The organism is Microcoleus sp. S13C4 (genome assembly GCF_036700865.1).
In the GTDB taxonomy this organism is placed as follows: domain Bacteria; phylum Cyanobacteriota; class Cyanobacteriia; order Cyanobacteriales; family Microcoleaceae; genus Microcoleus.
In genome coordinates this window covers 1-22,131 of sequence record NZ_JAUBPS010000090.1, presented here as the reverse complement: position 1 = coordinate 22,131, position 22,131 = coordinate 1, and the positions used below count along the sequence as shown (strand labels likewise).

General features: G+C 44.3%; 13 protein-coding genes. 7 read left to right on the top strand and 6 right to left on the bottom strand.

The window, feature by feature from the left end; all coding sequences use genetic code 11:
- The first annotated feature begins 166 nt into the window (after positions 1 to 166).
- On the top strand, positions 167 to 829 hold the full coding sequence (locus QT996_RS25385; RefSeq protein ID WP_333049979.1) for a Uma2 family endonuclease: 663 nt from the start codon (positions 167 to 169) through the stop codon (positions 827 to 829).
- A 44-nt stretch (positions 830 to 873) separates the two neighbouring features.
- Here QT996_RS25385 and cofH read toward each other — a convergent pair whose 3' ends face one another.
- Positions 874 to 2,019, bottom strand: a complete 1,146-nt coding sequence (cofH, locus tag QT996_RS25380) for a 7,8-didemethyl-8-hydroxy-5-deazariboflavin synthase subunit CofH (RefSeq protein WP_333049978.1) — start codon at positions 2,017 to 2,019, stop codon at positions 874 to 876.
- 140 nt (positions 2,020 to 2,159) lie between these two features.
- On the opposite strand from cofH, the gene QT996_RS25375 reads away from it, so the two are divergent.
- Positions 2,160 to 3,374 (top strand): glycosyltransferase, encoded by a 1,215-nt coding sequence (locus QT996_RS25375; RefSeq protein WP_333049977.1) that lies wholly within the window; start codon positions 2,160 to 2,162, stop codon positions 3,372 to 3,374.
- Between the two features lie 99 nt (positions 3,375 to 3,473).
- Complete coding sequence (locus tag QT996_RS25370; RefSeq protein WP_333049976.1) at positions 3,474 to 5,249, top strand: glycosyltransferase family 39 protein; 1,776 nt, start codon at positions 3,474 to 3,476, stop codon at positions 5,247 to 5,249.
- A 165-nt stretch (positions 5,250 to 5,414) separates the two neighbouring features.
- Here the strand turns inward: QT996_RS25370 and QT996_RS25365 are convergent, their stop codons facing one another.
- The 3 genes from QT996_RS25365 to QT996_RS25355 form a co-directional block, all read right to left on the bottom strand.
- A complete protein-coding gene (locus QT996_RS25365) occupies positions 5,415 to 5,603 on the bottom strand; it encodes a hypothetical protein (protein WP_333049975.1) in 189 nt (62 codons plus the stop codon).
- A gap of 119 nt (positions 5,604 to 5,722) precedes the next feature.
- Positions 5,723 to 6,328: a DUF3318 domain-containing protein gene (locus QT996_RS25360; RefSeq protein WP_333049973.1), complete on the bottom strand. Its 606-nt coding sequence runs from the start codon at positions 6,326 to 6,328 to the stop codon at positions 5,723 to 5,725.
- Positions 6,329 to 6,524: 196 nt separating this feature from the next.
- Positions 6,525 to 8,096 carry a nucleoside transporter C-terminal domain-containing protein gene (locus QT996_RS25355; protein ID WP_333049971.1) on the bottom strand — a complete coding sequence of 524 codons (1,572 nt, stop codon included), beginning with the start codon at positions 8,094 to 8,096 and terminating at the stop codon, positions 6,525 to 6,527.
- Between the two features lie 220 nt (positions 8,097 to 8,316).
- Between QT996_RS25355 and QT996_RS25350 the strand changes: the two genes are divergently transcribed.
- Positions 8,317 to 8,595 carry a hypothetical protein gene (locus tag QT996_RS25350; RefSeq protein WP_333049969.1) on the top strand — a complete coding sequence of 93 codons (279 nt, stop codon included), beginning with the start codon at positions 8,317 to 8,319 and terminating at the stop codon, positions 8,593 to 8,595.
- Positions 8,596 to 8,702: 107 nt separating this feature from the next.
- Here the strand turns inward: QT996_RS25350 and QT996_RS25345 are convergent, their stop codons facing one another.
- On the bottom strand, positions 8,703 to 8,897 hold the full coding sequence (locus tag QT996_RS25345; RefSeq protein WP_333049968.1) for a hypothetical protein: 195 nt from the start codon (positions 8,895 to 8,897) through the stop codon (positions 8,703 to 8,705).
- A gap of 157 nt (positions 8,898 to 9,054) precedes the next feature.
- The gene (locus QT996_RS25340) at positions 9,055 to 9,192 is read right to left on the bottom strand and encodes a hypothetical protein (RefSeq protein WP_333049966.1); all 138 of its coding nucleotides are present in this window, start codon (positions 9,190 to 9,192) and stop codon (positions 9,055 to 9,057) included.
- 142 nt (positions 9,193 to 9,334) lie between these two features.
- Here QT996_RS25340 and QT996_RS25335 point away from each other — a divergent pair, with 142 nt between their 5' ends.
- The 3 genes from QT996_RS25335 (at position 9,335) to QT996_RS25325 (ending at position 21,755) form a co-directional block, all read left to right on the top strand.
- Positions 9,335 to 14,212: a CHAT domain-containing protein gene (locus tag QT996_RS25335; RefSeq protein ID WP_333049965.1), complete on the top strand. Its 4,878-nt coding sequence runs from the start codon at positions 9,335 to 9,337 to the stop codon at positions 14,210 to 14,212.
- Between the two features lie 530 nt (positions 14,213 to 14,742).
- Complete coding sequence (locus QT996_RS25330; RefSeq protein ID WP_333049963.1) at positions 14,743 to 20,052, top strand: ATP-binding sensor histidine kinase; 5,310 nt, start codon at positions 14,743 to 14,745, stop codon at positions 20,050 to 20,052.
- Between the two features lie 170 nt (positions 20,053 to 20,222).
- Positions 20,223 to 21,755, top strand: coding sequence for an ATP-binding protein (locus QT996_RS25325; protein WP_333049961.1), 1,533 nt, complete (start codon positions 20,223 to 20,225; stop codon positions 21,753 to 21,755).
- Positions 21,756 to 22,131 lie beyond the last annotated feature (376 nt).

The following is a 22,131-nucleotide window of genomic DNA, read 5'->3' as shown; positions in this document are numbered from 1 at the left end:
TTTTGGCTGGCATACATTATAACTAATGAGCGCTTATTTTATATTTATATTATACAATCTAGCTGCGTATCAGCTTAAACTCAACAGATATATCCAAAAACTCTTGTGGGGTAGGCATCTTGCCTGCCCTTGGCACAAACTTAACAACTAGCTCCCTATTCAGCTTATGATTGTTATCACCCCCGTGCTCAAACCTGTTAGCCAGATCGAGCTTACTCCCGGTAGTGTCGTAACTATTCCAAATGTAAGTTGGCTGGAATTTGAGTCGATTTTGCAGGAATTAGGGGAAAAACGAAGAAGCAGAATTGCCTACAGCAACAGTACCTTAGAAATTATGGTTCCCTTACTAGATCGGGAAATTCCGAAAGATTTAATTTCCGATATTGTAAAAAAATTACTGAAGTCTGCGGGCAGAAGATATGAACCCTTTGGTTCTACTACTTTCAAACGGGAAGGTGCAGCAGGAGTTGAGCCTGATGCTTGCTTTTACATTCTAAATTATCAACAGATGATCGGCTGCCGCCGACTGCAACCCGACGATCCGCCGCCCGATTTGGCAATTGAGACGGATGTTACTTCTAAAACTACGATCGATGCCTATAAAATTATTGGAGTTCTAGAAGTATGGGTTTATGACAGCGGCAGACTTCGCATTTATTTGCTGCAAGATGGAGAGTATGTAGAATCGGATATTAGCCCGAATTTTCCAGAAATCGCGATCGCACAACTTATCCCCACTGCGGTAGAACGTGCTTTACAGGTGGGAAGTTGTCAAGCGCTAGAAGAATTTGAAAGTGCGATCCTCTCCGAGGGCTTCGCTAACGGCTAAACTCGTAGGAGACGTTACGCACTTCGCACTTCGCATCCAAAAAATCACACACTTACTGCCAAATTGTCAACCCCTAAAGGTCGATAAATTGTATCTCTTTGCTGATAATCCCGCCCCAAAGAACGAATCGCATTTTGCAAATCTTCGACAGATTGACAACTGCCTCCAAGCGCACCGGCCATCGTTGTAATGTGCTCTTCCATCAATGTACCGCCGATGTCATTGCAGCCCCATTTCAGCGCTTCTGTAGCTCCATCTAAACCTAATTTTACCCAACTGGGTTGGTGATTGGAAATCAAATTGCCTAAGAAGATTCTCGATACAGCGGTGAGTAACAATGTATCTGCTAAAATTGGTTGGTCGCGGCCAACTCGACTCCGCAAAGGAGCAGGTGCTTCTTGCCCGACAAAGGGTAGTAAAATAAATTCTGTAATGCGTGCCCCATAGTTTTGGTCGATCGCAGTTTGTTGGAGCGATCGTACTTTTTCTAAATGCAAAACCTGCTGTTGGGCCGTCTCAATATGCCCGCAAAGCATCGTACTCGTTGTTGGCAAACCCAGACGGTGAGCAGTTCCCACAATTTCCAGCCAAGTTGCCGAATTTAGTTTTTCCGGGCAAATCACCCGTCGCACAGAATCGTCGAGAACTTCCGCCGCCGTTCCCGGCATCGAACCCACTCCCGCATCCCGCAAAGCCGAAATTACATAGCTGAAACTAAGATTATCTCCTCTGGCAATAAATTCTATTTCTTGGGGCGAAAAAGCGTGCAAGTGTAACTGAGGAAACTTATCCTTAATGGTTTTCACCAATTGCAGATAATAAGGTAAAAATGCGCCGTTCAGCTTAGCTTGAAGATTTAAGCCGCCCTGCATACAAATTTCCGTTGCACCTCGCTGCACTGCATCAGTTGCCTTTTCCTGAATTTGAGCTGCATCTAACCAAAAAGCGCCCTCATCTCCCTCGTCGCGGCGGAATGCACAAAAACTGCAATGCTGCTCGCAAATGTTAGTAAAATTAATATTCCGATTGATAACGTAGGTGACAGTATCCCCTGATTGTCGGCGGCGGAGCAAGTCAGCGGTTGTTTGAATAGAAGCTCGCGCATCGGGATCTCTTTGCTGCAAAAGAACCAAGGCCTCTGCGGTAGAGATGTTATAACCTTGTAAAGCTCGATCGAGAATTGCATCCACAGTTTTCTTTTTAACTCAATTACAGAATTACTGACTAGAATTAAGGCATTTTTATATTTTAACTAATCAATTATGGAGGAACGATATTTTACAATCTCAAGTCTTACAAAACCATCCTTTATTTTCTGCGAACTGAAATTATGGGCATCAACCAAGCAAATCACCTCTTGCCAGTGCCGTCTGGGCCTTTGCAAATTCCTGCCGTACAGACTTTCGGTTCCACTTTTACAGACGGCGACACACCGCCAATTTATTTTTCCCTGGTCATTCCCACCTACAACGAGTGCAAGAATGTCAAAACTCTTGTGGAAAAATTGAGCCACTTGCTCGATGGCTGTATTCCCGGCAACTACGAATTAATTGTAGTGGATGACAACAGCCCCGATCGCACCTGGGAAGTGGCCCTGTCCCTGACACCCGAATATCCGCAATTGCGGGTGATGCGCCGGGAACACGAGCGGGGACTTTCCACAGCAGTAATTCGCGGGTGGCAGGCGGCTCGGGGCGAGGTTTTGGGCGTCATCGATGCCGACTTGCAGCATCCCCCGGAGACGCTGTTGCAGCTTTTAGCAGAAATTCAGCGGGGAGCCGATTTGGCGACTGCGAGCCGCCATGTGGGCGAGGGCGGGGTGAGCGACTGGAGCGTTGTCAGGCGATTTTTATCGCGGGGCGCTCAAACCGTGGGCTTGGTGCTCCTGCCGGGAGTGGTTGGCCGAGTTTCCGATCCGATGAGCGGGTATTTTATGGTGCGTCGCACTTGCATAGCCGGCAAAACCATGAATCCTGCTGGTTACAAAATATTGATTGAAGTGCTCGGCAGGGGCGACATTCGCTGGATTGGAGAAGTTGGTTACGTGTTTCAGGAGCGGCAAGAAGGCGAGAGCAAAGTTACCTGGAAACAGTATATTGAGTATTTGCGACATTTGCTTCGGTTGCGGTTTGCCCGCTGGCCGATGGGTAAGTTTCTGCGGTTTGGTATTGTGGGTTTCAGCGGCGTGTTTGTGAATATGGGGGTTTTGTACGTGCTGTCGGATATCCTCAATTTGCAGGTGAATGGCAGTCTGATCGTTGCTGCTGAATTGGCAATTCTCAGTAACTTTTTGTGGAATGACTTGTGGACTTTTGGGGACATTTCTAAGCTGCAACCAAGAAAGCGCCAGCGATTGAAACGGCTGTTGAAATTTAATACGATTTGCTTGATGGGTTTGATTTTGAATGTGCTGCTGTTTAATTTGCTATTCAAGGTTTTTGGAATCAACAAATATTTGGCTAATTTAATCGCCATCGCCACTGTGACTCTGTGGAATTTCTGGATAAATATGAAGCTGAGTTGGCGGGTGACGGATGTGAATTAGGTAATGCGTATTTGGGAATTGATAATTGATAAAATGACCGATGGCTAATAACTAATGACTAATGCCTCTTCTTTCCTATGATTTTGAATCACTGAATTAATGCTTAAGAACAAACAACTGTTGTTACTATTTCTGTGGACGGCGATCGCCTTTATTTTGCGCTTTGCCAATTTGGACTCGAAACCGCTGTGGACGGACGAGTTTTCGACTCTAGTTTTTAGTTTGGGCAACAGTTTTAGAGGGGTGCCCCTCGATCGCGCGATCGACCTTTCTACATTATTACAACCGCTGCAATTTAATCCCGGTGCTGGCATTCCAGATGTCCTCAATCATTTGCTGCTAGAAAGCAATCATCCACCAGTGTATTTTATGCTCGCCCACTGGTGGATGGAACTGTTTGAGCCGACCGAGGATAGTTTAGTTTGGATTGGGCGAGCTCTTCCTGCATTATTGGGCGTGATTTCAGTTCCAGCTATCTACTTTTTGGGCAAATTTGCTTTCAGTTCTCGTTTAGTCGGTCAATGTGCGGCCGCGATGATGGCCGTTTCTCCCTACGGCATTTACCTCGCTCAAGAAGCTCGCCATTACACTTTAGGAATCTTATTAGTTATTTCCTCTCTTTTTTGCCTCGCCTTAGCTGCAAAAAAGCTGCAACAGCGCGCTCCCCTGCCTATTTGGGCTGTGTTGCTTTGGGTAGTTGTTAACTGTTTGGGAATTGCGGCTCACTACTTTTTTGCACTGACTTTGTGTGCCGAAGCAATAGCATTAATTGCTGTTATCTGGCAGCAGTTTAATGGAAAGTTGCCAATTTCCAACAGCCAGCAGCCTAATATTTGGCAATTTCAAATCCTCTGGCGGCTTTTAGCAGTAGCCCTCGGCACTTTAGCAGGCGGTTTAGTTTGGCTGCCGATATTTTTGTCAAATAAATACGGCAGCGAATTAACTAATTGGATCGTCAGTGGCGATCGCACATTTTTAGATGGGATCAATCCGATTATTCAAGCTTTAGCTGGATGGATCACTGTCATGTCTCTGCTGCCGGTGGAATCGCCAAATTTGGCAGTAGTAGTTGTATCGGCGATCGCAATGACAGTATTTTTTATATTGGTGCTTCCCATCCTGTTTAGCGCTCTTAAAAATTCCTTAACAACACCTGATACTCGTTTAGGTACTGTTATTTTTGGCGGATTTGTGCTAGGAGCAATTTTCCTATTTTTCAGCTTTGCATATATTCTAGGGATTGACCTAACTCGCGGCGCACGATACAATTTCGTCTACTTTCCAGGCGTGATATTGCTTTTTGGAGCAACCTTGGCGGTTATTTTTAACACACCTACAGCAAAAAGTCAATGGTTTAATTTACCTCCTGTGGAAATTGCTGGCAAAAAAGCAGTGGTGCTAATTTTAGTAATGGGTTTTGCAAGCGGAGTCACAGTAAATTCTAATCTCGGCTATCGCAAATATTACAAACCCGACCTTTTAATTCCGATTATCCGCGAAGTCTCGAAAGTTCCCGTGTTAATTGCCACTACTCAAAAGACTCATGTAGAAATAGGAGAGTTGATGGGGATAGGGTGGGAATGGGAAAGAAGTTCGGCAACGAATTTTGTAGCGGATGTAACGGATGTTAGGAAGAAAGAAGAAGTTAAAGCCTTTGATTCTCCGCTGTTTCTTTTGGCTAATCAGAGAAGGGATGGGCCGGAAATAGCGGCAGGGACACTTGAGAAAACACTCACTCAATTAGAACATCCGCTTGATTTGTGGTTGGTTAATTTTCGCGCACCTGTCAATCTAAAAGCACAAAAATGTCAGGTTGAATCGCGCGAGTTGCCTGCGGTGGATGGATATGAATATCAAGTTTATCATTGTTCTTGATTTGGCGATCGCCCGCAACGACAGTCCGATCGACTAGGGATATCTATAGATAAATTTATGACTCGGAGGCATAACAATATTCGCACAGACCTTTTGATCTCTGAGGAACTTGATTTTGGATATTTTCAGGGATGTGACGGCGAGCTCACATTTCTACACAGTAGGCTAAATCCGCCCCAACAAAATATTGCGGATAATCCGATTGACAAAACTGAGGTAATCGTCGATTTCTTCGTAAAGATGGAGTTCTTGTTCTTCGCCAGGATGTAGGGGCAAAGTTTGTTGTTTGTCCAACACTTCTTGGAGGAGATTTTTGACAGCGGTGGAGGCTTTAAAAATCGGTATGCCTTCCACTAATTCAATTCAGATAGCTCCTTCTATAGGTAGAGTATCGCCTAGGTTTTCCCGTTTGGGGAGGATTAACATAGTTGGGGATTTTATGGGTTTTCGTCTTGATTATATCAAGGTTTTTTTCAATCTTTCCTAATACTATCGGGCACGCCCACCGCCGAGATACCCGATATCGCCCTTAAATTCTGACACCGAATCAACTCGTTAAAATCCAAACTGCGCTTTTCTATCTGCGCCACAGCCTCGATCGCCGAAAGCAAATGTCCGGCCGCTTCCGCTTCGTTGTAACCACGCCTTCCCGCTACTCTAATCGCCGCTTCGTCAGCATCTAACTCTACTTGGGAACTGCGGTTGTCGCGCCAAATTCGAGTCATGGCCAGTCCTGTCAAACCGCCCGCGATCGCAGTGCCGATCGCATCTCCCTGCAACAATTCTACAGCAGTCCCGACAATTCCCGCCAGAGCCGCACCTTGATAAATATCCGGTTTAAACCACTTAACATTGCACAGAAAACTTACATTCCGCAAGATTAGTAAATCCCGCTGCGGCTTAGATAGCAGCCGCCAAGAATCAAAATTAATATAAATCGGGCGAGATTGATTCCAAGGTAAAGGAAAGTCGCAGTCAATTACTGTTGATTGTTGTGGCTTATTAATAATTTTACACGTCATGCGGCCGGAAGCAGGCATCACATCTAACAGGCGGCGAATTTCTGGGTCGGGGTTCATAATTTTTGGGGGATTTGGTTATTGATTATTGGTTATTCATTCTTGGTAATTAGACCTCTTGCATAATTTTTTGATTAATATCTCAACCGCAGATTTAAGGCAGATAAACGCAGACTATTTCCAGATAGTTTGGGAATGCTTGCAGAGTCTAATCTGTAGGGACACGGCCGTGCCGTGTCCTTTTCCAGTAGCTCATTTAAGGGTTTTTCTTGGAGGCAGGAGAGGGAGATTCTTGAGATCGCGGAGCTGCTTTTTCGGTATTAGCAGAAGGCTTCGGACTGGCAATTGCTGGGGCAACTGACGGCTTTGAATTCGCGGCTGGGGATGGCGGTTTTTGAGAATCAGGGGCTGTTAGCGGTGCAGCAGGGGCTGTTTTAGCGCCTAAAATGCTGGCGTCTCCGGTGTCGAAGGTGCCGGCGATGCAAGCGATCATCATTGTCGCTAAAGTGCCGACAAATAATGCTTTCCAACCAAGTTCGGAAATGTCTTTGCGGCGAGATGGAATTAGGGCAATTGTGCCACCAACAAATATGCCGACGGAGGCTAAGTGGGCGAAGCCGGAAAGAGCGTAACTGACAATTAAAACTGTACGATCGCTCACGAGTCCTTTTGCCGATGCTTCTGCTAAACTTTGATAGGGCGGAATGGCTGTTTCTAACAACCTACGACCGATGATTACCGAGGCTTGCCAAGAGTCGTCAAGAAAGACTCCTGTTAATAGCGTCAGGGGATAAAATAAAAATCCCATAATGTTGGCTAAGGTTACAACTTTGAAAAAGCCACCAATTGGGTATGGCAAAATTGCCAGCCAGCCAAAGAATTGATTTATTAAGGAAACTAAACCTAAGATTAAAATCAAAACAGCGGCAATTGCCACTGACATCTTTACCCCGTCCAATGCACCAATTATCGCTGCATCGAGAGGGCTGACTCGTTCGATGGGTTCTCCCCCAACAGTCTCTTGTTTGAATTCTTCGCGATCCATGTCCGAAATTTCTTCGCCCACAAACTCGCGGCCTTTAGGCTTTCGCTCTTCCTTGGGAATGCCACCCATTGTCACGGGTACGCCTGTTTCAGGTACTAAAATTTTGGAGAGGACAAAACAAGCGGGAATGGCGATAATTGAAGCGGAAACTAAATGCCCTAAAATATTGGGAAAAACTGGCTTGAGAAAACTGACATAAATTGCTAAAGTTGAAGAAGCTGCGGTTCCAAAACAGCAAGAGAGGATTGCACAAAGTTCGGAACGAGTCATTTGTGGTAAATAAGGCTTGACCACAATGGCAGCTTCAATTCCTACGAAAATATTAGCCGCACCGCTGAGGGCTTCCGCGCCGCTCAACCGCATTGTCATATAAAATATTTTGGCAAAAACTTCAGTGACAATTTGAATCACGCCGATGTTGTATAGCAAAGCCATGAGGCCCGAAAAAAAGATGACTGTCGGTAAAGCTCGAAAGGCGAAAATATATCCTAAATTAACTGGCGGGTCTTGACCGGGTATTGGTACAATGTTTTTACCGAATACAAATCTCGCCCCGGCGTCAGCAGCGGTGAATACTCCATCCAGTAAGCCAGTAAACCACTCTAGGGCGATGCGAGTTGGGGGGAACAGGAATACTAAAAATCCCAAGACTAATTGCAGCCCAATACCCCAGATGATGACGCGCCAGGGAATATACTTGGACTGTCGGTTTTCTGAAAAAATCCAGGCGATCGCACATAAGCCAAAAATGCCCAGAAACGAGATAAGATTGTAGATAGACATGAGCCTAGTCCTTGAAATAGTTGAGAATGCCGATCGACGGTTTGCACCACATCAGTTATACTATTCATCTGACGGCAAATACTAAAAAAAATAACGGGCAGATGAATTACGCACTCAACAGCGTACTTATGTCATTGCTTAGGTCATTCCGAAGTTGGCGGATCTTTAGCAACCCTTGATTTGCCGTAATTACCAGCAGTTTAGATAGAAACTCTAACACATGGAAGCTTTTGCTCCACATCCTCCTGAATGGACTGCGACGGCGGTTCACGCTAATGAGTTTTGCTGTCCCCAGTGCGGTGCTAGCTGTACGGATGCCGCTGAGGTCTGGATTAATCGCCGATCGCCAGTATACACCGAGTTCAACCGCCGCAAGTGGCAAGAATTTTACCGCTGCCAGTGTGGCGGCGTGTGGTGGGCCTGGAGTAGCGATAGGCCTCCTTCAGAACTTGTGCGTCGCGACGAGAGTTCGGATGACGACTCGGCTGATGATTTTTAGAACGGTGATAGAATTTTCGATTTTCGATTTTCGATTTTATTATTTAAAATTAGGGTAAGTTGCAGATGGCGCCTCCTAAAATTAGAGAGGTTATCGCCCGTTCTTAACTAATTGAGCACGTCAAGTATTCGCTTGACTACGCCTTCCAGGACTCTTTCAATTAAGCTCAATTCATTTTCGCCGATCGACTCATTCAACAGCATTGACTGAATTCTTTGTCTGTCATTGCGAGTCAGTTCGCCTGACGAAAATATCTGCTCAACTATTTGTTCCGTTAGAAAGGGGAAAGTTGGAGTTTGCATGGTTGGTCTCTAAAAGCATCAATATTTTGTTTTTAACTTCATTAGAGCAGCCAGTTATTTTGGGGGGTTTTGCCGTCCCACCCAATCAGTGCTGAAATCATAAGGTTTTGAGGGCATTTTGTCAAGATACCTGCGACAGATAAATATAAAATCTGCATTAAATTTCCGACATTCTGGCAACGGGTGCTTTCGGAGTGCGATCGACTGATGCCATGTGCGTGCAAGGTCGATCGACCCCCGGCGGTGGCGGTGTTCGATCGACCTTTTTAAGTTTATTGGCACTGGGACGGAACATTACAGCTCAAAAAAAAATCAAAACTACAATAGATGTGAATTGGTAATCGGGAATTGGCTTTTCTGAATTCCCTCATCCTTCCGGCTAATGACTAATGACTAATGACTAATGAATAATGACTAATGACTAATGGCTTCCTCCAATGACCTATTTTCGTTCTGCTCTAATTTTGACATTAGGTTTTTGGCTGCTACCGCTAGCAGTGCGATCGCAACCTATCGTTCCTGCAAATGACGGCACTAATACTGTTGTTAAATCCGAGCAAAATCGCACAGACATTAGCGGCGGGCAACTGTCAGGAAATGGGGCAAATCTTTTTCACAGCTTCAGCCAATTTAATCTCAGCGAAGGTCAAATAGCTAATTTTCTAACTAATCCAAATATTCAAAATATTTTAGGGCGGATTTCCGGCGGCGATGTTTCCGTCATTAACGGTCTGATATCGATCAGCGGCGGCAACTCAAATTTATTTTTAATGAATCCGGCGGGAATTGTCTTCGGTCAAAATGCTAGATTAAACGTGCCGGGGTCTTTTTTTGCGACAACGGCTACAGGTATTGGCTTCGGCGACCGCTGGTTTAATTCGAGCGGAATTAATGATTACAAAGCTTTACTGGGAAATCCCAATCAATTTAATTTTGATAACTCACAAGTCGGTGCAATTGTCAATGCTGGAAACTTGGCAGTTGGCAGCGGGCAAAGTTTAAGTTTGCTCGGTGGCACTGTTATTAATACAGGACAATTATCCGCTCCCAACGGTCAAATTACTGTGGCTGCTGTTCCGGGACAAAATGCAGTCCGCATCAGTCAAATCGGCAATTTATTGAGTTTAGAAATTACTCCGTCTTTGCAGTCAGAAAAATCGGCGATCGCCCCACAAGCTTTACCGCAGTTGCTGACGGGCCCCGGCTTAGCATCAGCCACAGGTTTAACGACTAACGAACAAGGTCAATTGGTACTCACTGGCGGCCAAACAGTGCCGACAGTTGCCGGAAGTGCGATCGTCTCGGGTTCGGTAAATGTATTTGGTCCTTCTGGGAATGCTGGCGGCACAGTCAATATTTTAGGGCAAAAAGTCGGACTCTTCGGCGCAAATATCAATGCTTCCGGGACGAACGGCGGAGGTACTGTGCGCGTCGGAGGCGGTTGGCGGGGGATGGAAACCGTGCCAAACGCACTGGTAACATACGTTAGTCCTGATTCTACGATCGCAGCAAACGCGATCGACCGTGGCAATGGCGGCACTGCGGTAATTTGGTCAGACAATACAACTCGCTTCTTCGGCAATATTAGTGCTCGCGGTGGCATCGCCGCAGGTAATGGCGGCAGAGTAGAAGTTTCAGGCAAAAATGCTTTAACTTTCCAAGGAGAGGTCGATACCCGCGCGACTAACGGTGCGATCGGCAATTTGTTCCTTGATCCGGCAAATATTACGATCGTCAGCGGTAACGGTAACAGCAGCGCGCGATCAACTGGCGGGGAACTCGAATCGGCACCAGAACCCAATGAAACATCGATCTCAGAAGTACAGTTGGAACAGATGGCGGCCGGCAGCAACGTGGTTCTAGAAACCCCCGGCTACATCACCCTCCAAGACTTGCCCGATAACAAACTTTCCCTGCAAGGGATCGCGGGAGACACCGTAACATTTAGATCCGGCGGAGTGTTTTTTGTCAATGACCCCAAGGATTTAATCGAGACTCAAGGTGGCAACATCAACTTTTTCGCCAGCAGCATCTCTCTGGGCGGACTCAATGCTAACGGCGGCAATATCGCTATCACTGCTAACGGCATTGACTTTAGGGGCGGCAGCAATTCTGTCAGCAGTGCGGGGGGAACAATTCGCTTGCAACCCAACGATAGCCGATCGATTCGGATCGGTGGCACCGGCGATATTTTGGGCATTTTGGACTTGACGGCAACGGATCTCGGCTCTTTGGCAGGGGGTTTCGGCTCGATCGCGATCGGGCGCGAAAACGGTAGCACCTCGTCGATCGCGATCGTCGCACCCATTACCTTCAACAGCCCGCTGACACTTCAAGGCAGGTCGATCGCGATCAATAATCGCCTGAGTACAAGCGACCGAGCTAGCTTGACTCTCGACGCGCCTCAAACTGATCTCAACGCCAACATTGCGACATCCGGCGGCGATCTCACTTTTACAGGAAACGCATCCCTTAATGCGGACGTGGCTTTGAGTACGGAAGCTACGGGCAACATTCTGTTCTCCGGTAGCCTAGACGGATCTCACGCCCTGAGACTAGACGCTCAGCGAGTGCTGTTCGGCGCTACAGTCGGTCAAGCTGCACCGCTGGCGAGTTTGAGTGTCAACGCCGGCAGTACCCAGGTTTCGGGCTATATTGCGACATCTGGAGACATGAATTTCAATAGTAACGTCACAGTCGATCGCAGCGCCGCCCTAGCCACCACTACCGGCAATATCGCTTTTGCCAATACCCTCGACAGCAGGCCGGGCCGAGCAAATAATTTGACGCTGCGCGCTGGCGGCAACATTACTTTTGGCGGTCTAGTCGGTCAAACTCAGAGGTTGGGCCGACTCTCGGCTGATGCTGCTAGCGTGACGGCTGCTTCCACAATTACAGCCGGCAGTTTGAGCCTTAACGCGCGAGATTCTGTTACCTTCGGGGGGGACAGCACGGCCGCTTTCGGAGCCGATATCAAGGCAGCAAATGTCCTCTTAGAGGGTAATTTAAGGACGGATGGCGGCAACGTGAATCTGCAAGGAAGTCGCGAGGTTCGGACGGGCAATATTACCTCGAACGGTGGGAGGATTCGGGTTGAGGGGAATACTGTTGCAGCAGGTGCGATCGACTCGTCATCGGCGGGAACAGGAGGCGCGATCGCTCTCCAAAGCAATGCTGGGCCTTTAACTGCGGGAGCTTTGAACGCTTCGGGGGCGATCGGCGGAAATATTGTTGTCACCTCGAAAGCGGGCATTTCGGCTCTCGATCTCAACTCCAGCAGCACTTCAAACGGCAACGGCGGGGGCGTTTCGCTGAGCGCGACAGGTAATATTCAGTTGGGCTTTATCAACGCTCAAGGCGGCACTGGTGGCACTGGCGGCAGCGTTGATGTGACAACCCTCGGTTTGTTTCGATCGAACAGTGTTTTCAACGATATATCGGGCAATTTTTCCAGTATTTCTACTGCCGGAGGTGCGGGGGCGGGGGCAGTCGCAATTGGCCACGGAGGCGGTATCGATCGACCGTTTGTAGTTGGCGGCGCGATCGATAATGGAACCCGGGGAAGCATTAATGCTGGCAGGGGAAACGCCATTTTGCCCACTTTTTCTTTTGGACAAACTTACACGCAAGGAAGTTTACCAAATCAGATTTCCCTAATTACACCGGGCCCGCCCTCTCCTGCTGCACAAATTCCCGCACAAGTTCCCGCACCAATTCCCGCACAAATTCCCGCACCAATTGCTGCACCAATTGTCGCATCAATTCCCGCACCGCCTGTAGTTCCCGTAAATCCTGATCCTCCCCCGTCACTTCCTGCATCTTTGCAAGTAGAATTGCGATCGCAAAGTCGAGACAAAAATTCCCCAAGTAGCCCGGATATTTTGGTTCCTTATCGCAGATTCGATTCGGTAGACTCGGGAGTTTTATTATTTGAAAACACCTTTACTCGCGAGTACGAAAAATATCTTGACTTGCCCGCAAGAAGACCGATTACTAATATGTCGGTAATCTACGAAAATCTTCGCAAAAAAGAAGAAATTACTGGGATTAAGTCGGCGATTATTTATATGAATTGGGTCAGCAGAGCCGATGCAAGCGCGGCCAAAGAGAATGATTCTGTAAGGGTGGCAAGTCAGGATTTATCTAATCTCTTGCCTGGTAAAAAAAACCTCACCTCCGGGTATCCTCGCGTCTTAGAAGATAAGTTGACGCCGAGGTTGCAGCCGGATGGCAAAGAAGTTTTCGATGTTCCTAATGGGGATTATTTAGAATTAGTGTTAGTCACAGCTAACGCTCAACCCCAGCGCGTTTTAATTCCGGCGACAACGCGCTGGCAGGTGTTGCAACTAGCCGACGCCCTGCAAAGCGAAATAACTAATCCCCGCAAAAGAAGCAGCATTAGTTATTTGGATATGGCGCAAAAACTTTATCGGTGGTTAATTGCACCAGTTGCCGCAGAATTGACAGCTTTAAAGATTGATAATTTAATTGTAATTCCGGCAGCAGGTTTGCGGAGCGTGCCGTTTGCGGCCCTTCACGACGGCAAAGGCTTTTTAGTTGAGAAATACAGCATTAGTGTGATGCCGAGTCTGAGTTTAACTGATATCGGCTACGACAATATTGCGGATGATGAAATTTTGGCAATGGGGGCGTCGGTATTTGAAGATAAAGCGCCATTACCGGCGGTACCGGTGGAGTTAGAGTCGATCGCGCCACCCGATCGCGGAAAATCATTTTTGAATCAAGATTTTACTCTCGGAAATTTGCAAGCTCAGCGGGCAAATCGGCCTTTTGGTATCATTCACTTAGCAACTCACAGCGAATTCCAGCCCGGGGAACCAAAAAATTCTTACATTCAGTTGTGGGATACTAAATTGCGCCTCGATCAAATGCGGCAGTTGCGATGGAATGAACCGCCAGTGAATCTGTTAGTTTTAAGCGCGTGCAGTACCGCCTTGGGCGATGCAGAGGCGGAGTTAGGGTTTGCGGGTTTGGCGGTAGCTAGCGGTGCTAAATCGGCTTTGGCGAGTTTGTGGGAAGTCAGTGATGAGGGGACTTTGGGGCTGATGACTGAGTTTTATCGGCAGTTGCGGACCCCCAGACGCGGTAGTAATTTGATGATTAAAGCGGAGGCTTTGCGGCGCGCGCAATTGGAGATGCTGCAGGGGCGCGTGCGGATTCAAGACGGGATGCTACGAGTCGAGGGGCTTTCTATGAGTCTAACTTTGCCTCCGGAAATTGCGGCGCGGGGCGATCGAGTGCTTTCGCATCCTTATTATTGGGCAGCCTTTACTATGATTGGCAATCCTTGGTAATGGGATGTTGAACGAAGAAGGAAAAAGAGGCGTTGCTGAATCAAGATATCAATAGTGCAGGAACTGGAATATCCTGAAATTTTAGGTAATGTATAGCAATCCTAAATAATTTGTGAATTTCTTACTCCCTCCCCTCTTGATAAGGGGACGGTTGGGGTGGGGTAAAAAATTTACGACTCCTCCAAGGATTGCTATATGGAGTGATTTGCAATCGCTTTCATTACATGGTAATTCCCCATATTTATACTCTAATTATGCAGCGCCCAAATCTCCTAGGAAGCTCAACGGCGATCGCACTTCACTCTGTTTTACCGGATTTTGCAGGAAACTGTGCAGCGATCGCACTGCTGACGCGAATGTTTAGCCGTCTTCTTTTTAAGAAATATTAAGAAAAAATAACTTTTCTTTTAAATTTTAAGCTTTTCTTAAGTTTCAGGGTATCGTTTATGTATTAGAGGATACATCTACTTAATATATTGACACTTTCTAAAAAAACAACTGAGTATTAATACTGGCAAGAGGCTGTAAGAATGATTAACTTACCGGGCTACGACATTACCAACCAAATCCATGAAAGTAATAATTCTTTAGTTTACCGGGGACTGAGAAAGCAAGACAACCAATCGGTAATTCTCAAATTTCTTAAACAAGATTATCCGATGCCAGCTTCGTTAGTCAGATACAAGCAGGAATACGAAATTACACACAATCTTAACCTAGAAAGTGTTCCTAAAACCTACAGCTTAGAAAGATACCATAACAGTTTGGCTATCATTTTCGAGGATTGTGGTGGAGACTCATTAAAGCTCTTGTTGGCTTCTCACCAACTTACCTTAGAAGAGTTTTTATTAACAGCTATTAAAATAACCAGAGCTTTAGGTGAAATTCATCGGCATAAAATTATTCATAAAGATATCAATCCCAGCAATATTATTATTAACTCAACCACAGGGCGGGTTCAAATTATAGATTTTGGCATCTCTACTGTTTTAAAGCGCGAAAATCCTACCCTTAAAAATCCTAATGTTTTAGAAGGCACTCTTAGCTATATATCGCCGGAACAAACAGGTAGAATGAACCGAGCGATAGACTACCGCACTGATTTTTACTCGTTAGGAGTTACTTTTTACGAACTCCTAACAGGGCAATTGCCATGGGATTACAACGATGCAATGGAATTAATCCACTGTCACATTGCCAAACAAGCAGTACCGCCCCATCAAATCAATCTAGCAATTCCTAAAGCTGTTTCTAATATTGTGATGAAGCTATTAGCGAAAACCGCTGAAGCCAGATATCAAAGCCCTTGGGGCATTATCGCTGACTTAGAAGAATGCCTAGAACAATTAAAAACTATGGGAGGAATTGCAGATTTTGCGATCGCCCAAAAAGATATTACAGATAAGTTTCAAATACCTCAAAAACTCTACGGCAGAGAAACCGAAGTTGAAACCTTATTAGCAGCCTTTGAGCGAGTCAGCAGGGGCAGCACCGAAATGATGCTAGTATCCGGTTACTCGGGCATTGGAAAATCCGCATTAGTACAAGAAGTTTATAAACCAATTACTAAAGCGAGAGGTTATTTTATTGCCGGAAAATTCGACCAATATCAACGAAATATCCCTTACGCGGCGGTTGTCAAAGCCTTTCAATCATTAGTCAAACAACTCTTAACTGAAAGCGAAAATCAACTCAATACCTGGAAAGAAAAAATATTAGCTGCTGTTGGCGCTAATAGTCAAATCATTGTAGATGTCATTCCTGAAGTAGAATTAATCATTGGCAAACAGTCGGCCGTACAAGAATTAGGCGCTACAGAAGCACAAAACCGCTTTAATTCAGTATTTCAAAAATTCATCCGCGTGTTTTGTTCAGTTGACTATCCCTTAGTCATCTTTCTCGACGATTTACAATGGGCTGATTCTGCTACATTGAAATTGCTACAAGTAATGATTGCAGATGAGCAAACGAAATATTTATTTCTAATTGGTGCTTATCGAGACAACGAAGTTAACCCATCTCATCCTTTAATGATGACCTTAGAGGAGATGCAAAATCAAGGTGCAAGAATCGAGCGAATTACTTTAGCTCCCTTACACCTACAGCAGATAAGTACCTTAATTGCTGATACCGTTCGTAAAGACACAAAATCAGCGCTCCCGCTAGCAGAGTTAGTGCTCACTAAAACTCAAGGTAATCCTTTTTTTGTCAATCAGTTTCTCAAAACTCTCTATCAAGAAAACCTGATGAAATTCAATTTTCAACAAAGGAACTGGGATTGGAATATTTCAGAAATTGAATCAGTAGGTATTACTGATAACGTCATTGAATTGATGCTGGGAAAATTGAAAAAGCTGCCCGTAGCAACTCAGCAAGTTTTGCGTTTGGCGGCTTGCGTGGGTAATAGTTTTGACTTAAACACTCTCTCAATTATTAATGAGAAATCTTGGGGAGCCACGTTTCAAGAACTCTTGCCAGCCATCCAAGAGGGATTGATTCTAACTACTTCTGAGTTAGGTGCGACTGAATTAGAAATAATTAATTCCGACCTGGTAATTACTACTTATAAATTTTTGCATGACCGCGTGCAGCAGTCAGGTTACGCTTTGATTGACTCAAAGTTGCAAACAGCCATTCACCTACAAATTGGTCGCCTGTTACTGGCAAATATTTCTCCTGAGCGACGATCCGAAAGAATTTTTGAAATTGCCGATCATTTAAATTCGGGTCGGAATTTAATCATTGATGATAACGAGAAAACTGAACTAGCTATTTTAAATTTAACAGCCGCTCGCAAAGCCAAAGATGCAACGGCTTATGCTGCTGCCAGAGACTACTTAAAATTCGGTCGAGAAATTCTACCGGGCGATATTTGGCAAGACTCCTATGAACTAGCTTTTACCTTTCATAAGGAGCTGGCAGAGGCCGAATATTTAAACGGGAATTTTGAAGAATCAGAAGCTTTAATAGAACTGGCATTTGCTCGGGCAAAATCTGAGCTAGAAAAAGCCGAACTTTACAACATTTTGATCGTGCAGTACACTCTTCTGAGTAAATATGAATCAGCAGTTCAATCTGGATTAAAAGCCCTTCAATTGCTGGGCATAAACTTGGCTGAAGATAATTTAAGTGCGGCGGTTAATGCGGAAATGGCGGCAGCTAAAGCCAATTTGGCAAACCAAGAAATTGCTTCATTAATTAATGCAGAAAAGATGAAAGATCCGGCTCAACAAATGGCCATGAAATTATTGGGTAACATGGGACCGCTAACGTTCTTTTCATCTCAAGAACTGTGGAAGTTGACTGTGATCAAAGCGATTAACCTTTCTCTCAAGTACGGCTTTGTAGCGGGAGGGTCTTACTGTTATTCATGTTATGGAATTATCCTAAATTCAATTTTAGGGGATTACCAATCGGCTTATGAGTTTGGCAGACTCGCCCTGACTCTCAGCGAAAATTCAAATAATTTGTCTCAAAACTGCCAAGATAGTGTGATATTTGCAAATTACTTAAACTGCTGGGTGAGACCGCTCAAAACCACGGCTGAAATTAATAACGAAGGTTATAAAGTTGGCTTGCAATCTGGTAACTTGCAATGGACAGGTTATAACCGGATGTTTCAAACTATTACTTATTTCTTCCAAGGCATGAATTTGAATAATCTCTTGGAAGATATTGGTAAGTCGCTCCATTTTTGCGAGCAAACTAAAAATTTATGGGCGATTGATATTATTGTTGCTAATAAAATAGCAATTTTAAATTTGATGGGCGAAGAGGATGAAGTTAGCGAAAAACAGCATTTAGAAAATTTTCAAAGCCGTAAAAGTATGGCAGCGCTGTGCGAGTTTTATGTTTTAAAAGCGCAGACTTTATATCTTTACGGACTGTATAGTGAGGCGCTAGAATCATCGAACAGCGCTGCTGAACTGATCGATTATTTGATGGGTCATATTTCTAGTGCTCACCATAATTTTTACCGTTGTCTGATCTTAACGGCTCTGTATCCAGAAGTTTCTGAATCGGAGCAAAAAGATTATTGGCAGCAATTAGAAGCTAATCAGAAACAAATCAAAATTTGGGCGGACAACTGCTCGGAAAGTTTCGCACATAAATTCTTGCTAGTGGCGGCAGAAATGGCGAGGATTTCAGGTCGAGATTTGGAGGCGATGGATTTGTACGATCGCGCGATAGCTGAGGCGAGAGAGCAGGATTTTATTCAGAATGAAGCGCTGGCGGCGGAACTTGCGGCTAAGTTCTGGTTGGCAAAAGACAAAGAAGAATTTGCCCAAATCTACTTGACTAAAGCTCACTATGGCTACCAATACTGGGGTGCTCAACGTAAAGTGGAGAGTTTGGAGGAAAAATATCCCCAATTAATAGCGAGAACTTCAGGGAAGACAACCACTCAAACTAAAGTTAATCGAACTACGACGGCGACTACTAGCAATAATTTGGCAGATACGTTAGATTTAACTACTGTGATGAAAGCTTCCCAAGCGATTTCGGGTGAAATAGTTTTGAGTCGGCTGCTGGAAAGATTGATGAAAATTGCGATCGAAAATGCGGGGGCACAAAAAGGTTTTTTGATTTTAGAAAAAGCGGGAAACTGGGCGATTGAGGCGGAAGGTTCGGTGAAGGAGGATGAAGTTAGCGTGCTGCGATCGCTTCCTCTCAATCCAACAGCAGCTTCTGGGGGTACTCCTTTGCTGGCAAGTGCGATCGCCAATTATGTGATTCGCACTCAGGAAAATGTGGTGTTAAATAATGCCACTCAAGAAGGACAATTTACCCGCGATCCTTATATTGCAGCCACTCAACCAAAATCTATTCTTTGTACTCCTCTGCTACACCAAGGTAAGCTGACGGGTCTTCTTTATTTGGAAAATAACCTGACTGAAGGGGCTTTTACTACCGATAGGTTAGAGCTGTTAAAACTGTTATCTGCCCAAATTGCTATTTCTATTGAGAATGCCCAACTTTACAAAAATTTACAGGAGTTTAATCAAAACTTAGAGCAATTAGTGAGCGATCGTACTCAACAATTATCGAACACCCTAGAGGCTTTAAAAGCCACCCAAACTCAGCTAGTCGAATCTGAAAAAATGGCATCTCTGGGAGGATTAGTTGCTGGTGTTGCCCATGAAATTAATACTCCCATCGGAGTGGGTGTCACTGTTGCTTCAGCTTTAGCAGAAAATACCACCGAATTTGCATCTATTTATAAAAGTGGCAAAATGAAGCGCTCGGATTTAGAAGAGTTTGTCGATATTGCTACCCAAAGCAGTAAGTCACTTCTAATTAACCTAGATCGGGCGGCAGCCTTGATTCAAAGCTTTAAGCAAGTAGCAGTCGATCGCTCTAGCGAAGAACGGCGCACTTTCCAAATCCGACCTTATCTTGATGAAATTTTATTACAATTAAAACCAAAGTTGAAAAATAGCCAACATTCGCTTAAAATTAAGGGAGATAGCAAAATTGCCATAGATTCTTATCCAGGAGCCTTGTCCCAAGTTGTGACAAACTTGCTAATCAATTCTCTGATTCATGCCTACGAACCAGGGATTTCTGGGGAACTAATCTTTGCTTGGGAGCAAGAAGGTAATCGGTTAAGGTTTGAATATGCCGATGAAGGTAAAGGTATTCCCCCAGAAAACTTAAGTAAAATTTTTGAGCCATTCTTTACCACTAAGCGGGGTCAAGGTGGCAGTGGGTTAGGGTTACATATTGTTTACAATTTAGTCACCCAAAAACTCAAAGGTGAAATTGAATGTCTAAGTGAGGTGGGAAGAGGAACCAAGTTTATTATTAAATTACCCATGCAAATTGATGCACAAATGTAGAGTTCCAATTCCGATTTCCTGGCAAAGATAACTAAGTAAGTCTACCTCATTAAAAGTAAAATAAGAATGACTGAAAAGGTTGCTGTGTAACGCTTCTCCCTTCTGCCTTTTTCTTAACAGGTTTTCTAACTTTCAACCAAAAAATCCGTAAAAAATAAAGGTGTACAGCAATGAAAAGTGATTTTGACGATTTGTTAAATCAACCATCTCCAGAAACAGTATTCTTTGCCGAAGTAATCGACTCGGATGACGAGATATTGTTTGCAGAGGAAACCACAGAGAAAAAACTGAGTGAAAGCTGGAAAATTTTAGTTGTAGATGATGAGGATCAAGTTCACACCGCTACCGAAATTTCACTAAGGAAGTTTGTCTTTGAAAACAAATCTTTAACCTTCATTAATGCTTACTCGGCTCGTGAAGCTAAAGAGCTAATCCAAGAAAATCCTGATGTTGCCATCATCTTACTTGATGTAATTATGGAAACAGATGATGCTGGGTTAAACTTTGTTAAATATGTCCGAGAATTTTTAGGCAATCAGTTAGTGCGAATTATTTTACGCACGGGTCAACCCGGACAAGTACCTGAAAAAAGCATTATTATCAATTACGATATTAATGACTATAAAACTAAAACTGAATTAACGACATCAAAGCTATACACTACGATGCTAACAGCTTTGAGAAGTTTTTCTCTAAGTCATAAATTGCAGTCTGAAATAGAGCGGCGCGAACAAGTAGAGAAAGCACTCCGTATCAGTCAAGAAAAAGAATACCAAAAATCTCTTGCTTTAGAACATTTTGTCAAAGAACTGCAAGAAACACAACTTCAGTTAGTTCAAAGCGAAAAAATGTCTAGTCTAGGTCAATTAGTTGCAGGTGTCGCCCATGAAATCAACAATCCCGTTAACTTTATTTACGGCAATCTCTCCCACGCCAACGACTATATTAAAGAACTCATTAATATGTTGAATCTCTACCAAAGGTATTACCCGCAACCCGAATCAGAAATTGTCCATGAAATAGAAGATGCAGAGTTACCATTTATCATAGATGATTTACCAAAATTGCTTTCTTCCATGCAGTTAGGGATCGAACGCATTCGCAATATTGTTCACTCTATACGCAATTTTTCGCGGTTAGATGAAACTGAAATTAAATCAGTAGATATCCACGAAGGCATTAATAGCACTTTGATGATCTTACAGCACCGACTAAAAGCCAAGTCTGATCGGCGCGCTATTAATGTGATCAAAGACTATGGTGCATTGCCGCTTGTGAACTGTTATGCCGGTCAGCTCAATCAGGTGTTTATGAACCTTTTAGCGAATGCTATAGATGCTTTAGAAGAGCGGCTAAGTAGAGAAAATGGTGCAGTTTTTCACCCCCAGATTTTGATTCGGACTGAAGTTATACCCGGCAATTCGCATGACAACATGAACTCGGCTTCCCACATCCTGGTAACAATCGCTGATAATGGTGTGGGCATGACAGAAACAGTTCGTGCTAAACTTTTCACTCCCTTTTTTACTACTAAGCCCATAGGAAAAGGTACAGGCATGGGATTGTCCATCAGCCGAAAAATTTTGATAGAAAAACACTGCGGTCAATTGGAGTGTATTTCTACGCCAGAGCAGGGAACGCAGTTTATTATTGATCTGCCGACTATCTGTAGAGCCACTAATATCGCCGTAGCTAATGCCTAGAAAACTTATTTGGCTGAATTGATTGATCATATAGCAATCCTTGCGGGAGTCGTAAACTTTTTACCCCACCCCAACCCTCGCCTTATCAAGGGGAGGGAGTAAGAAATTCACAAATGATTTAGGATGGCTATATAGCAATCCTAAATCATTATCAAGACTATGATACAATTATATGCAATACTTGATTGTGACCATAAAAAAATGAATAACTTACAAATGCCACAAAAAGATAGGGAAAAAGAAATAGCTTGGGAGCGTGTCACTTTTGCGATGAGTATTTATACTTAACTATTTCTTTGCTTAAGCTGTTGCACATTTAAACTGTGATACAAGCATTACCCTTATTTTTGATTTTGCGACCCCATTTAATTATTAA